The sequence below is a fragment of the Akkermansia muciniphila genome (genome assembly GCF_900184965.1).
GTDB classification, from domain to species: Bacteria; Verrucomicrobiota; Verrucomicrobiia; order Verrucomicrobiales; family Akkermansiaceae; genus Akkermansia; species Akkermansia muciniphila_A.
Genome location: NZ_FXYA01000173.1, coordinates 18,598 through 32,090 on the forward strand (window position 1 = coordinate 18,598; position 13,493 = coordinate 32,090).

The window sequence follows — 13,493 nt, forward strand, 5'->3', positions numbered from 1 at the left end:
CGGCGTTCTATTTGGCGTACGTTTTAAGCACGCGCCTGATGATGGCCAGAGCCTGCTGGATTTCCTCTTCACTTACGTTCAGCGGCGGCAGCAGACGGACGGTTTCCGGCCCGGCGGGAACGGAAAGCAGCCCTTCCTGCCGCAGGGCCTCCACCACTACGGAGGCAATCGTCTTGCCCTCCGGCGCGGCCACCATTTCCGGGTTCAGGCCAATGCCCAGCAGCAGGCCCAGCCCACGCACGCCCTGGACAACAGGCAGGTTCCAGGATTCTATTTCCTTGCGAATTGCCGCGCCCAGGCGCCGCGCCCTCTCCGGGAGCCCCTGGGAAACAACTTCCCGCAGCACGGCCAGGCCTACCGCAGTGCCGAGCGGATTGCCTCCATACGTGGAGCCATGGGAACCGGGGTCCATGATGGAAGAAAGCTCCGTACCCTGGCCGTCAATGGCGCGGTCGGAAATCCAGAAGCCGCCGATGGGGAACCCGCCGCCGAGAGCCTTGGCCCAGGAAACGCCGTCCGGCTCCACGTCCGGAGCCACGGCGCGCCATCCCATGATGTCGCCGCAGCGGCCAAAGCCGCACTGCACTTCATCCATCAACAGCAGAAGATCGTGCTCCCTGCACAACTGCGCCAGTCCGCGCAGAAATTCCGGGGTCACGCAGTTGACCCCTCCTTCTCCCTGGACGGTCTCCAGCATGAAGGCCACCGTTTCCGGCCTGATGGCTTCGCGGACCGTTTCCAGATCGTTGAAAGGCAAATGGCGGAATCCCGGCAGCATGGGGTCAAAGCCGATTTTGATTTTATCCTGCCCCGTGGCGGACATGCTGCCCAGCGTCCTCCCGTGGAAGGATTTGTTGAACGTGAGCACCTCATAACGGGGCTTGCCGTCCGGCTGGGGCTTGCGGTGCCCGTAACGGCGCGCTACTTTGATTAAACCGTCATTGGATTCCGCACCGCTGTTGGAGAAAAAGATTTTCCCCGGACGCTCCACGCATTTGGTCACGATGAATTCCGCCAGATCCGCCTGCTGGGGGATCTGGTACAGGTTGGAGCAATGTACCAGGGTGGCGGCCTGCTTCTGCAGGGCCTGCGTCACCGCAGGGTGGCAGTGCCCGAGCACGCAGGTCGCAATGCCGGCACAGAAGTCCAGATAGCACTTCCCCGTGCTGTCCCACAGTCGGGAGCCTTCCCCGCGGACGGCAGCCATGGGATAACGGCCATAGGAATGGAGTACGTACTGGTTGAGCTTTTCTTCTGTGTTCATAAGTTAAGGTAATATGGGCGTAGTTTGCGCTTCTGGCCCCGTCTGTAAATGATTTTTTTGGGAGCCACGTCATGATTCCCGCATTTTATCCCGGAAGACGGTCATATCTTTGTCCGGCGACCATTCATTTTTCTTTTCTTTTATCATTTTAAAGGCAGAATAATCACCGCAACCAGTAATAATTCACTATGGCTCATTTTTTCAACCTCAAAGGCTTTCTGGAAGAATTCAAGGCATTCGCCCTTAAAGGGAACGTTATTGACCTGGCGGTGGCTGTCGTCATCGGCGGCGCATTCAATAAAATCGTCTCCGTCTTCGTCTCCAGCATTATCACCCCCATCATCGGTTACCTTACTTCCGGGGTCAACCTGGCATACCTGGTGCTGAAACTGGGCGATGTGGAATTAAAATACGGTGAATTGCTCCAGGCGACCATTGACTTCCTCATCATCGCCTTCTCCGTCTTTGTAGCCATCAAGCTGATCGGAGCCCTGAGGCGCAAGAGCGAAGAAGCTCCGGCCGCCCCTGCTCCCAAGCCGGATGACGTCGTCCTTCTGGAACAGATCCGGGACATCCTGCAAAAACAGGCGGACGACAAATAAGTTCTTTTGAACGGTTCATGCCGGTTCCATGCGGGACCGGCATGTTTTTTCCTCTTTACTTGTTCCGCCGCAGACGGGAAAGTGATTGCATGACTTCTCCGCTGCGCCTTTTAGCCTTTGCCCTCTTTCTTGCCCCGTCCCTGCTTCCGGCGGCGGAAAACCAGCGCTTCATTCTGGAACGCCCCTATCCGGTGACGGAAATCCCGGAACCTGACCGCAGCCTTCCCGTCACCAACGTGATTCTGATGATTGGGGACGGAATGGGCATTCATCACCTTTCTGCGGCATGGGCGGCCAACAGAGGCCGCCTGTTTATTGAAAACTGTCCTGTTACGGGCATTTCCAAAACATGGTGCGCGGACAAGCTGGTCACGGACTCCGCCGCTGCGGGCACCGCCATGGCGACAGGCACCAAGACGCTTTACCATCGGGTCGCCGTATGCCCCAGGGGCAACAAGCTGGATTCCCTGGTGGACAAGGCTGCGGACATGGGCAAATCCACCGGCGTCATCGCCACCTGCGAGCTGAATGACGCCACCCCGGCATCTTTCTGCGCCAATAATGAAAAAAGATCGGATGCTTACGGCATCATCGGGGATTACCCCCATTCCCGCGCCGATTTCATCTTTGGCGGCGGCGGCAAATACTTCACGCAGAGGCCGGACGGCAGGGATATTTTCCAGGAGATGCAGGCGCAGGGCTACCGTGTCGCCCGCTCCTGGGAAGAAGCCGGCGCCTTGCCTTCCGGAAAAACGCTGGTTGTCGCCGCTCCGGGTAATCTTCCCCCTCCCTCCAAACGGGGCGACGTTTTCCGCCAGGCCGCAGTGAAAGCCCTGGATACCCTTTCCCGGAATCCCAACGGATTTTTCCTGATGATTGAAGGGTCCAACATTGACAAGGCGGCCCACAGCAACAATCTGGAAGAAATGATGGAAGAGCTCCTTGATTTTGACCGGACTGCGGGAGCCGTGCTTGACTGGGCCTCCAAACAACCCGGCACCCTGGTCGTCATCACGGCGGACCATAATACGGGCGCGTTCGCTCTCACGGGCGGCAGCCGGGAACAGGGGGAAATAACGGGCCGGTTCGGTTCCGGCAGTCATGACGGCGTGGCTGTTCCGGTGTATGCCTTCGGCGCGGGAAGCGGCGCCTTCACCGGCATTTATGAAAATACGGATATCTTCAACAAGATTATGAACGCCCTTAAAAAGGGTGCGGACAAACCCGTGCGTTAGGCGCCCGGTCAAGGCTGCGGCCTGTCCATGCGCCGCGCCACCAGCCCGGCCCCGACGGTAGCCGCACCGCCTATCAGGAACACCGCTTGCGGGCCGCCCGTATTCATCCAGATCACGCCGCCCAGCACGCCGTAAGCGATAGAAGCCACATGATTGATGGCCAGCCCGGTGTAAATGCTTGGCGTAATGTCCTCCGGCTTCTCGCAGATGCGGGCCACGTAGGTGCTTCGGGCCATGCCCAGGGCAAACAGCAGGTTGTCCAGGACAAAGCAGGCGGTCACTACTCCCACGGCCCAATGCAGGGGCAGCAGTTCCGGAGCGAAGGCGTATGCCAGGCACAGGAGGGACAGCGCCACGCTGTCGAAAATCGTCACCTTCCGTTCCCCGTAGCGCTTGATGCTCCAGCCGATCAGGGGTTGAGTGACCAGCCCGATGACGCCGGCCATGAGCAGGGTTTTTCCTATATATCCGGGAGACTGGCCCAGCGTGCTGACCATCAGCCAGAAACCGAAGGTCAGATAAAGCTGCTTGCGGATGCCGTGCAGAATTTCCAATCCATAATAAACGGCATATCTGCGCTTGAAGACGAAACATTGCCTCCATCCGCGCCGCTGCGGGAAGACGGGCGTCTTCACCCGGCTCAGGAACAGGGACGCCAGCAGGCACACGCCCCCCGTGACGAAAAAGTCCACGGCAAAAGATTGATTGAATTTCCACTTGATCCACACGCACAGCGCGCCCAGCAGCGCGGCCGCCGTTCCCAGAGCCTTCATCTGGCCGAGCCGCAGACTGCGGTTTTCCGGCCTCGCCGTATGGATGACAATGGTGTCAATCATGCCCATCAGGATATGCTGACCCAGACTCACCGTCAAAATCCACGCAGACAAAGTCCACAGGCTGGTTCCGGCGCCGCAGAAAGCCAACGCGTACATGCCGCCGAACATCAGCAGGCACGCCACCCCGGCCATGCGGACCTCATTAAACATGAAAAGCAGGCTGACCACAAAAAGAGACAGGATGCCGGGCAATTCCCGGGGGAATTCAATCAGTCCGCGCATCTCCACGTCAAGATGCTGGGCATCACGCAGGAAATTGCTGAAAATGAGATCATACACACCGCTTCCGAACTGGCCCAGAAAAAGCGCCAGCAGCACAAATACCATCGTCTTCCTGATGCGGGGGGAAGCGGCTTCATTCATAGCGCGGGAATACTCTCACAGGCGCCCGGGCGGAACAACCGCTATTTTCATATGCCGGTTTTCTCTGCATTTGCAAAAATAACCCCGAAACGGAATTTTTCCGGAAAATGCCGCGTATTTACGTACGCTATGATTTCCAAGTGTATTTTTCCTGCCACGGTTGTCAGCCTGTTTTCTGTTTGCTGGGGCGCCCCGTCCGCTCCGGTTCTCGAAACGCCCCATATGATTCCCCGGCCCGCCGCCCTGCGCGCCCAAACCGGAGAAAGCGGCTTTTCCCTGAAAAACGGCGTCAGGCTCCCGGAAGAAAATCCGCTTTCCAGGCAGGCGGAACGGATTTTCCGCGATAATGGAATCAATACGGTGCTGGTTAAAAACAAAGCGGACATCATCTTTACGGAAGACGCGTCCCTGGGCAGGGAAGGCTACCGCCTTGCCGTAACGCCGGATTCCATCTCCATTGCCTCCGGTTCCGTGAATGGCGCTTTGTATGCCCTTCAATCCCTTGTGCAAAGCGTCGCTGCCGACAGGAATGGAGATCCGGCCCTGCCCAGGCTGGACGTGGAGGACCGGCCCCGCTTCTCATGGCGCGGCCTGATGATGGACAGCTGCCGCCACATGATGCCCGTGCGGGACATCAAAAAGATTCTGGATTTGATGGAAAGGTACAAATTCAACACCCTGCACTGGCACCTGACGGACGACCAGGGATGGAGGCTCCCGGTCTCCAAATACCCCAGGCTGACCACCGTGGGAGGAGTCCGGGCGCAGTCCCCCGTCATCGGCAGCCGCAACAAGGCGGACGGCGCGCCCTACTCCGGCCATTACACTCCGGAAGAAATCCGGGAAGTGGTGCGGTACGCCAAAAACCGCGGCATTACCGTCATTCCGGAGGTGGAAATGCCGGGCCACGCCTCCGCCGCCATTGCCGCGTATCCGGAACTGGGCAACACGGACATTCCGGGCTATGCGCCCAAGGTGCAGGAAACCTGGGGCGTGCATCCCTACACCTTCGCTCCCACGGAAAAAACCTTCCGTTTTCTGGAAGACGTCATTGACGAAGTGTGCGCCCTGTTCCCGGACAGCCCCTATATCCACATCGGCGGGGATGAAGCCCCCAAGGACCAGTGGAAGCAGTCCCCCACGGCGCAGCAGGTCATGAGGGACAACGGCCTGGTCAACGAGCATGAACTCCAGAGCTACTTTATCCGCCGCGTGGAAAAAATGATCAACAGCCGCGGAAAAAGGCTCATCGGCTGGGATGAAATCCAAGAAGGAGGCCTCTCCCCCACCGCCACCATGATGGTCTGGCGCAGCTGGATGCCGAACAGCGCGCGGCACGCTCTGGAACAGGGCAACGACGTGGTGATGACGCCCAACAGCCACTTGTACTTTGACTATGACCAGGGGCCCGGCAAACCCTCAGCGCCGGAGTATGAAACCATCAATAACGACAACCTGACCTGGCAGCGCGTTTACGGGCTGGACCCCGTCCCGCAGGGAACGCCCCGGGAACGGGAAAAACAGGTGCTGGGCTGCCAGGCGAACATCTGGGCGGAATACATCCCTAACCTGCCGAAATGGGAATACCACGTCTTCCCCCGCGCCCTGGCGCTTGCGGAAGTAGCCTGGACCCCCAAAGATCAGAAAAACGAGAAGGACTTCCGTAAGCGCCTCGACCGCCAGCTTCCTTTTCTGGACGCCCATAACGTCAACTACAAAAGGCCGGATAACGGAGCCCCCGCACGGCCGGATGCCGTCATTACCCGGGAATGCCGTTAAGCGCGGCGGACGGGCTCCTGCGGCGTCTCCTTCCGAAGGCCGCATTATGGGCTAGCCAACCTTCATGAAAACCATTACATTGACGGCATTATGAATTTGGAACTGCTTCGTCAGGTTTGCGTGACTCCGGGCGCTCCGGGGTTTGAAGACAAAATCCGCGATTTCATCATTCAGGAAGTGGCCCCGCTGGTGGACGCCGTGCGCGTGGACAACATGGGCAGCGTGATTGCCATCGTGGAAGGCAAGAACACGGAAAAGACCATGATGGCCGCCGCCCACATGGATGAAATCGGGTTCATGGTCCGCCACATTGACGACAAGGGGTTTATCAAATTCCTGCCTCTGGGCGGCTTTGACGCCAAGACGCTGACGGCCCAGCGCGTCATCGTCCACGGCAAAAAAGACCTCATCGGCGTCATGGGCGTGAAACCCATCCACGTCATGTCCCCGGCGGAACGCACCAAGCTGCCGGAAGTGACCGATTTCTTCATTGACCTGGGCATGAGCAAGGAGGAAGTGGAAAAATACGTTTCCGTGGGCGACTCCGTTACCCGCGAACGGGATTTGGTGGAAATGGGGGATTGCGTGAACGTCAAATCCCTGGACAACCGCGCCGGGTGCTACGTGCTGATTGAAGCCCTCCGCGCCATCAAAGCTTCCAAGAAAAAGCCTTCCTGCAAATTCGTGGCCGCCTTTACCGTTCAGGAAGAAGTGGGCCTGAGGGGCGCGCAGGCCGGCACGCTGGACATCCAACCGGATTTCTCCATTGCCCTGGACGTCACCATCGCCTGTGACATTCCCGGAACCCCGGCGCATGACCAGGTTTCCCACCTGGGCGCAGGCGCCGCCATCAAGCTGTATGACGGTTCCGTCATTGCAGACCGCCGCATGGTCAAGTTCATGAAGGCCATGGCAGACGCCCACAAAATTAAATGGCAGACGGAAATGCTGCCGGCGGGAGGCACGGATGCCGGCGCCATGCAGAAATTCGTTCCGGGCGGCTCCATTGCTGGGGCTATTTCCGTACCCACCCGCAATGTGCACCAGGTTATTGAAATGGCTCACAAGGACGACCTGGACGCTTCCGTAGCGCTCCTGACTGCCTGTGCCATGAACGTGGACAAATGGGACTGGTCCTGGAACTCCGTCAACGAATGCCCGGCGGAAAAACCTGCCAAAGCTACCAAAGCCGCCGCCAAGAAGAAAAAGGCCAAATAACAAATCTGGCCATTAATCCATCATCTCCCGGCAGGCCGCCCCGGAAACGGAGGCGGCCTGCCTGTTTCCAACTGCCTTCAGGTGTTCCGGGCACAATCCTCCACTCAGCCAATCATACCGCAGGCGCCTGAGTCATACCTCCGGCGGCCTTTTCAGCCGGCCCTGCCATAAAAAAATCCTCCGGCATCTTGCAATGCCGGAGGAGAAACAATCCCGAAAAAGAAAGTTACTTGGCCGCGGGGGCAGACGCTTCCTTCTGAGCGGGAGCGGGGGCCGGAACTGCTTCCACTTCCACCTCTTCCTCCACTTCCACATCTTCTTCCGGACCGGCAGCGCCGGTCTGCTTCATGGCGTCTTTCAGAGCCTGGCTTCCGTAAAAATCGGCCTGCTGCAAACGCTGCATGTCGTTCATCATGCCCACGAAAATGGGCAGAAGCTCGGCCTGGCGCGCCTGCATGGCGGCATCCATTTCAGCCTGGACCTTCTGGGCGCTCTTGGAAAGGGCTTCTCCCTTTTCATTAATCTTCGCCATCTTTTCCGCAGCCGCGTCTGCAGTAGCCTTGTCCTTCACCGTGCTGAGCGTGGCGGATATTTCCTTCATCAACGCCAGCATCTGATCGGCGGCTTCCTTCGCTTCCTTGGAAACTTCAGCAGCCGGCGCAGCGGGCGCGGCAGGGGTTTCAGCGGCCGGCGCGGGCGCCGGAGCCGGGGCATCCTGGGCGGAAGCCATACCTGCAAATGCCAGGGCACATGCCGAACTAATTGTTACAATGCTCTTCATAACGTTTCTGTTGTACAGGCTCGCCATGCATGCGTCAATGAATCATTGTGTAACGGCTTCCCGTGATGCCGCAGAAAGATTTGCATTTTTTCCTCCCGCGAAGGATTTTTTCAGTTGCATCTTTTTAGAATTATTATAAATTCACTTCCGATGACTAAAACCATAGAAAACCTGAAAGCTGCCATTACGGGCGAAAGCACCGCCTCCGCCACTTACGCGGCCTATGCCGCCAAAGCCGCCCAGGAAGGGCAGCCCCTTATTCAGAAATTGTTTGAAGCCGCCTCCAAGGCGGAATCCGTCCACGCCGCCAACCACCACAAGGTTCTGGAAAAGCTGGGGGCAACCATGGAACCCATCGATATCCAGATCCATGTAGGGACCACCGCGGAAAACCTGAAAGCCGCCATTGCCGGGGAAACCCATGAATTCGAGAGCATGTATCCGGAATTCATCGCTGTGGCGGAAGAGGAAGGGCAGAAAGCCGCCGTCCGCTCCTTCACGTGGGCCACGGAAGCGGAAAAAGAACATGCCGATTTTTATTCCGTCGCCCTGAAAGCCCTGGAAAGCGGAGACACCAGTTCCCTGCCCAGGCAATACTGGATATGCCTGGTTTGCGGAGATACCTTCAGATCTCTGGAAGGCGTGGACGCATGCCCCCTCTGCGGCGCCAAGACTGAAAAATTCCTTGTCATCGGATAAACTCCGTTTGAATGCCGGGGACCATCCACGGCACCTGAAAACCGCCCGGAATATCCCGGGCGGTTTTCTGTTTTTCCAGAGCAGTCCATGAAAGAAAACTTCTCTTTTCTACGGAGGCGGGGCACTCCGGGAAAAGCTTCTCCCATATTCTGCTTGCGATTCATTTTGAAACCCTTATAATATTTCCCCTGCTTTAAGCAGGAAGAATTTTATCCCTTCTTTGCGATGATCCCTCCCCATGCATCCGCCGGTTCCGCAGAACGGTATCCGTCCACATACGGCCTGTTGACCGTTATCTGCCAGGCTCTGCGCTCCGCGTTCATTCCCCGCCGCATGCGATGCCTTTGGACGGCCGGACTTGCGGGGGCTCTGGCGGCTAATCCCTATGTGCTCAACGACGGCCAAAGCCTGTTGATGAGCTGCCTGGGCATCGCCTGCTCCGCGTCCCTGCTCTGCGGCACCATTCTTTTCTGCCTGAAATACCGCTTCACCGCCTATGTCCTTCTTCCGGTCATTATCCTGTTTAATGCGGGCCTGTACATGATGCAGATGCGGTACGGATTGACCCTGAACCTTTCCGTGCTTTCCAGCATGGCGGAGACCAATTTCCGGGAAGCCTGCGCTTTCTGTACCCCCGCATCCATTGCAGGAACACTGCTTCTGACCGGGTTTATCTACCTGGCCATCTACTGGAGCCGCCGTTCCCTGCGCCAAAAAGCCACATGGGGCGCACTGACATGCATTTGGAGCCTGTACGGGGCCCTTCTGCTGCTGAGCATTCCGGCAGCCTCCTACAGCTCGGAACCCCTTTATCTTTATTATACGTCCGACAAAGCAAAAGGCTGGCCTCTCGTGGATTTCACAATGACGTACAAACTGGCGGACGAATACGTCACCCAGGATGCGGGGCGTTTCAACACATTGCGGAATCTGCCGTCCTGCGCGGAGCCCCTTTCCCGCTGCGAAGCCCCGGATGACCTGGCCGTGGTTTTCCACATGGGGGAAAGCGTCCGGGCGGACCATCTTCCCCTGAACGGGTACCACCGGAATACGATGCCCCGGCTTTCCAGAGAGTCCAACGTCGTCTCCTTCCCCCACGCCACCTCCTTCGGCATTGTGACCAGAATTTCAGCCATCGGCATGTTTACGGACGCGGAACTGCGCCGCCGCGCCCCCGGTCACTCATCCTTCATTGACCTGTTCAACAAACACGGGTTCCATACTGTCCGCATCATGGATTTGAGCGGAGATTCCATTCATGACTATTCCCTGGGCATCCTGACACGGAGCTGCCGCGAACGGGAACAGACGCCGCCCCAGCACCAGACGCCCGGAATGATGCAGGAACGCACCTCCCTGGTCATGGAGAAATCCCTGAAACGCCACGGCCGCGACAGGCAGCTCTACATCATTTACAATAACGGAAGCCATATGGCGTTCAGCTACCCCGCACAGGCGGAACGTTTTACCCCGGCATCCTGCAATATGGACGACCCCAAGGCCCATCTGGAAGAAACCGTCAATGCTTATGATAATTCCATCGTGGACCTGGATGCCTCCATTCACCGCATGATTGCACTGTTGAAGAACAGGCCCGCCATTTATTTTTACTGTTCCGACCACGGCGTAGCGCTGGGCGAGGAAGGAAAAATGTTTCAGGGCCATATTCTGCCGCCCGTTTACCGGCCTGCCATGTTCATCTGGTATTCGGACGCTTTCGCCTCACGCTATCCGGACATGGTGCGCGCCCTGAAAGCCAACCGGCTGAAAGCCGTCTCCCACGACCACATCTTCCATACCCTTCTTTCCCTGGCTTCCATCCGGTCGGAAATCGTCAGAAACGACCTGAACCTGACTTCTCCGGACGCGCGGGAAACTCCGGCCCCCCTCCAGCCGGAAACGCTGGCGGAATGGCTGCCCGTTCCCGCGCCGCCGCAACCGCATCCGTAAAAAAGGAGGCCGCCACGCGAGAAACAATAGGAGGCGTACCCGGACTTGCAATGAAGGGCCGAGGCACTCCCGCACACGGCGCGCCTCCGCTTCCCAGCCGGCAGCGGACCGAATGGGAGAAGCCTCGTCCCAAACCGCCCCGCATACCACTCAAAAGATTCTCCGTTCACGGCTTTCCCGCTCTCCCCAGACCAGAAAAGGAACGCCGGGGCATCTATGGCGCCATGACGGAAAAGAAAGCTGTGTTATCAATCATTTTTCTGCCTTCATGTGCTATATATAGTATATAAATAATTATTTAACACATTATTTATACATTTTTCTTGCGGGATGTCTCTTTCTGTGGTTCATTGCGTTCCAGCGCAGGTAACGGAAGACGGTGAAAATCCGTCGCGGACGCGCCGCTGTAACCGGTAGACGATGGACCGGACACTGGCTGCCCAGGCAGCCGGGAAGTCCCCATCACATGTCGCACCGGAAGCCAGAAGACGACCTGATGCTGCCGTATCCCCATCCCGCGGACAGGATGAACATACGCACAGGTCTCCAGCATGCCCCCTTTCCGGGAATGCGCGCATGCAGCCGGCCCCTGCCTATGGTTTTTCCAGGCTTTTGCCCAGGCTCGCGGATGAGCGGTCACCACCCTTTCCAAGCGAGACATCCACCATGGCAACAAGCATCATCAAACGTTCCGGGAAAAAGGAACAATACCAGGGCTATAAGATTGAAGAGGCCATTAGAAAAGCCTTCCACAGCTCCGGGACCGCCTACAACCGTTCCATCTATGAAGAGGTGGAAGCCAAGCTGAGCCATCAGGACAGCGCGCATGTGGAAGAGATTCAGGACATGATTGAACGCGCCCTGTTCCGCTCCGGATATTTTGACACGGCCAAGGCCTTCATCACCTACCGTTTCCTGCACAAGATGCAGCGCGAACAGCTTGGCGGCCTTTATTCCGGCAATACCTACGTGGACTGCAAGCAGACGGTAGAGGAATATATCGGCCAAAGCGACTGGCGCATTGCCGCCAACTCCAATACCACGTATTCCAATGCGGGGCTCATCAACAACACGGCGGGCAAAGTGATCGCCAACTATTGGCTGGACCAGGTTTACTCCGTACGGGAAGGAGCCGCGCACCGGGAAGGGGATTACCACATCCATGACCTGGATTGCCTGACCGGATACTGCGCCGGATGGAGCCTCCGCAACCTGCTCAATGAAGGATTCAACGGCGTGCGCAGCCGCGTGAACAGCAGGCCGCCCCGCCACTTCCGGGAAGCCCTGGGCCAGATGGCGAACTTTCTGGGCATTCTGCAAAGCGAATGGGCCGGCGCTCAGGCCTTCAGCTCCTTTGACACCTTCCTGGCGCCCTACGTTTTCAAGGACCAGACAGACTTTCCCCGCATCAAGAAAGACATCCGCAGTTTCGTCTATAACCTGAACGTGCCCTCACGCTGGGGACAGTCTCCCTTTACCAACGTCACGATTGACTGGACTGTGCCGCGCGACCTGCGGGACCAGGCCCCCTTCAGCGGAGGGGAACACCTCTTTGAAGGAATAGAAGACGCGAACCTGCTCGCCCTGGCGAGGGAACGCGGCGCCAACAAGCTGACGGAGCTGACCTACAAGCATTTCCAAAAGGAAATGAACCTGATCAACAAGGCCTTTTACGAAGTTCTCACGGAAGGGGACAGCACCGGACAGCCCTTTACCTTCCCCATCCCCACCGTCAACATCACGGAAGACTTTGACTGGGAAGGGGAAAATGTGCCTCTCCTGTTTGAAAACGCCGCCAAAATCGGTTCCTCCTACTTCCAGAACTTCATCGGCAGCCAGTACACCGTCAATGAACACGGGGAACGCGTGCCTGACGAACGGGCCTACAAGCCGGATGCCGTGCGTTCCATGTGCTGCCGCCTCCAGCTGGACCTGCGGGAACTGCTTAAACGCGGCGGCGGCCTTTTCGGCTCCGCGGAAATGACCGGCTCCATCGGCGTGGTGACCATCAACCTGGCCCGGCTGGGCTACCTGTTCAAACAAAACCGGGAGGCCCTGTTCGCCAGGCTGGGAGAACTGCTGGACCTGGCCAAATCCTGCCTGGAAAAGAAAAGGGCCTTCGTTCAGGAAATGTATGACCGCGGCCTGTATCCCTACACCAAACGCTACCTGCCCACCTTCCGCAATCACTTCTCCACCATTGGCGTCAACGGCATGAACGAGCTGCTGCGCAATTTCTCCAACGACACGATGGACATCACCTCTGAAGAAGGCAGGGCCTTTGCTGAAGAGATTCTGGAATTCATCCGCTTGCGCATGCAGGAATACCAGGAAGAAACCGGCAACCTGTACAACCTGGAAGCCACGCCCGCGGAAGGCACCACGCACCGCTTCGCCCGCGAAGACCAGAAACGCTATCCCGACATCATCCAGGCCGGCCCCGTGGGGCAGCGTTATTACACGAACAGTTCCCAGCTTCCCGTGGACCACACGAGCGACCTGTTCCGGGCGCTCCAGCTTCAGGATGAACTTCAATGCTGCTACACGGGAGGAACCGTCTTCCACATGTACATGAACGAAGCCATCAGCTCCCCGGAAGCCTGCCGGGACATTGTCCGCAAAGTGCTGACCCGTTTCCGCATGCCGTACCTCACCGTCACCCCCCTCTTCTCCGTTTGCGAGAAGCACGGCTACCTGCGCGGGGAGCACGAATACTGCCCCTTCTGCGATGAGGAGCTGCTTCATATCCACAGACATGAATAAAAA

The 13,493-nt window shown here is 57.8% G+C and carries 10 protein-coding genes and 1 riboswitch; of the genes, 7 read left to right on the top strand and 3 right to left on the bottom strand.

Going from position 1 to position 13,493, the window contains the following annotated elements:
• Window positions 1-7: 7 nt before the first annotated feature.
• Window positions 8-1,264 (bottom strand): aspartate aminotransferase family protein, encoded by a 1,257-nt coding sequence (locus CI070_RS05360; protein WP_094136527.1) that lies wholly within the window; start codon window positions 1,262-1,264, stop codon window positions 8-10.
• A gap of 188 nt (window positions 1,265-1,452) precedes the next feature.
• On the opposite strand from CI070_RS05360, the gene mscL reads away from it, so the two are divergent.
• Both mscL and CI070_RS05370 read left to right on the top strand, forming a co-directional pair.
• The gene (gene mscL / locus CI070_RS05365) at window positions 1,453-1,866 is read left to right on the top strand and encodes a large conductance mechanosensitive channel protein MscL (RefSeq protein ID WP_094136528.1); all 414 of its coding nucleotides are present in this window, start codon (window positions 1,453-1,455) and stop codon (window positions 1,864-1,866) included.
• An 89-nt stretch (window positions 1,867-1,955) separates the two neighbouring features.
• On the top strand, window positions 1,956-3,101 hold the full coding sequence (locus tag CI070_RS05370) for an alkaline phosphatase (RefSeq protein ID WP_094136560.1): 1,146 nt from the start codon (window positions 1,956-1,958) through the stop codon (window positions 3,099-3,101).
• Between the two features lie 8 nt (window positions 3,102-3,109).
• Here the strand turns inward: CI070_RS05370 and CI070_RS05375 are convergent, their stop codons facing one another.
• The gene (locus CI070_RS05375) at window positions 3,110-4,300 is read right to left on the bottom strand and encodes an MFS transporter (protein WP_022197718.1); all 1,191 of its coding nucleotides are present in this window, start codon (window positions 4,298-4,300) and stop codon (window positions 3,110-3,112) included.
• 222 nt (window positions 4,301-4,522) lie between these two features.
• On the opposite strand from CI070_RS05375, the gene CI070_RS05380 reads away from it, so the two are divergent.
• Both CI070_RS05380 and CI070_RS05385 read left to right on the top strand, forming a co-directional pair.
• Complete coding sequence (locus CI070_RS05380) at window positions 4,523-6,079, top strand: beta-N-acetylhexosaminidase (protein WP_256943560.1); 1,557 nt, start codon at window positions 4,523-4,525, stop codon at window positions 6,077-6,079.
• Window positions 6,080-6,169: 90 nt separating this feature from the next.
• On the top strand, window positions 6,170-7,297 hold the full coding sequence (locus CI070_RS05385; protein WP_094136530.1) for a M42 family metallopeptidase: 1,128 nt from the start codon (window positions 6,170-6,172) through the stop codon (window positions 7,295-7,297).
• 226 nt (window positions 7,298-7,523) lie between these two features.
• Here the strand turns inward: CI070_RS05385 and CI070_RS05390 are convergent, their stop codons facing one another.
• Window positions 7,524-8,078 (bottom strand): hypothetical protein, encoded by a 555-nt coding sequence (locus tag CI070_RS05390; protein WP_218824882.1) that lies wholly within the window; start codon window positions 8,076-8,078, stop codon window positions 7,524-7,526.
• A 150-nt stretch (window positions 8,079-8,228) separates the two neighbouring features.
• On the opposite strand from CI070_RS05390, the gene CI070_RS05395 reads away from it, so the two are divergent.
• From CI070_RS05395 to CI070_RS05405, 3 genes are all read left to right on the top strand, one after another.
• The gene (locus CI070_RS05395; protein WP_094136532.1) at window positions 8,229-8,777 is read left to right on the top strand and encodes a rubrerythrin family protein; all 549 of its coding nucleotides are present in this window, start codon (window positions 8,229-8,231) and stop codon (window positions 8,775-8,777) included.
• 225 nt (window positions 8,778-9,002) lie between these two features.
• Window positions 9,003-10,727 carry a phosphoethanolamine transferase gene (locus CI070_RS05400; RefSeq protein ID WP_094136533.1) on the top strand — a complete coding sequence of 575 codons (1,725 nt, stop codon included), beginning with the start codon at window positions 9,003-9,005 and terminating at the stop codon, window positions 10,725-10,727.
• A gap of 326 nt (window positions 10,728-11,053) precedes the next feature.
• Window positions 11,054-11,238, top strand: a riboswitch (cobalamin riboswitch).
• 155 nt (window positions 11,239-11,393) lie between these two features.
• Window positions 11,394-13,490 (top strand): ribonucleoside triphosphate reductase, encoded by a 2,097-nt coding sequence (locus tag CI070_RS05405; RefSeq protein WP_094136534.1) that lies wholly within the window; start codon window positions 11,394-11,396, stop codon window positions 13,488-13,490.
• The last annotated feature ends 3 nt before the right edge of the window (window positions 13,491-13,493 follow it).

Excerpts from the sequence above, each read along its gene's own strand:
- CI070_RS05360 (WP_094136527.1), bottom strand. The coding sequence starts at position 1,264 with ATGAACACAGAAGAAAAGCTCAACCAGTACGTACTCCATTCCTATGGC.
- mscL (WP_094136528.1), top strand. The coding sequence starts at position 1,453 with ATGGCTCATTTTTTCAACCTCAAAGGCTTTCTGGAAGAATTCAAGGCA.
- CI070_RS05370 (WP_094136560.1), top strand. The coding sequence starts at position 1,956 with ATGACTTCTCCGCTGCGCCTTTTAGCCTTTGCCCTCTTTCTTGCCCCG.
- CI070_RS05375 (WP_022197718.1), bottom strand. The coding sequence starts at position 4,300 with ATGAATGAAGCCGCTTCCCCCCGCATCAGGAAGACGATGGTATTTGTG.
- CI070_RS05380 (WP_256943560.1), top strand. The coding sequence starts at position 4,523 with ATGATTCCCCGGCCCGCCGCCCTGCGCGCCCAAACCGGAGAAAGCGGC.
- CI070_RS05385 (WP_094136530.1), top strand. The coding sequence starts at position 6,170 with ATGAATTTGGAACTGCTTCGTCAGGTTTGCGTGACTCCGGGCGCTCCG.
- CI070_RS05390 (WP_218824882.1), bottom strand. The coding sequence starts at position 8,078 with ATGAAGAGCATTGTAACAATTAGTTCGGCATGTGCCCTGGCATTTGCA.
- CI070_RS05395 (WP_094136532.1), top strand. The coding sequence starts at position 8,229 with ATGACTAAAACCATAGAAAACCTGAAAGCTGCCATTACGGGCGAAAGC.
- CI070_RS05400 (WP_094136533.1), top strand. The coding sequence starts at position 9,003 with ATGATCCCTCCCCATGCATCCGCCGGTTCCGCAGAACGGTATCCGTCC.
- CI070_RS05405 (WP_094136534.1), top strand. The coding sequence starts at position 11,394 with ATGGCAACAAGCATCATCAAACGTTCCGGGAAAAAGGAACAATACCAG.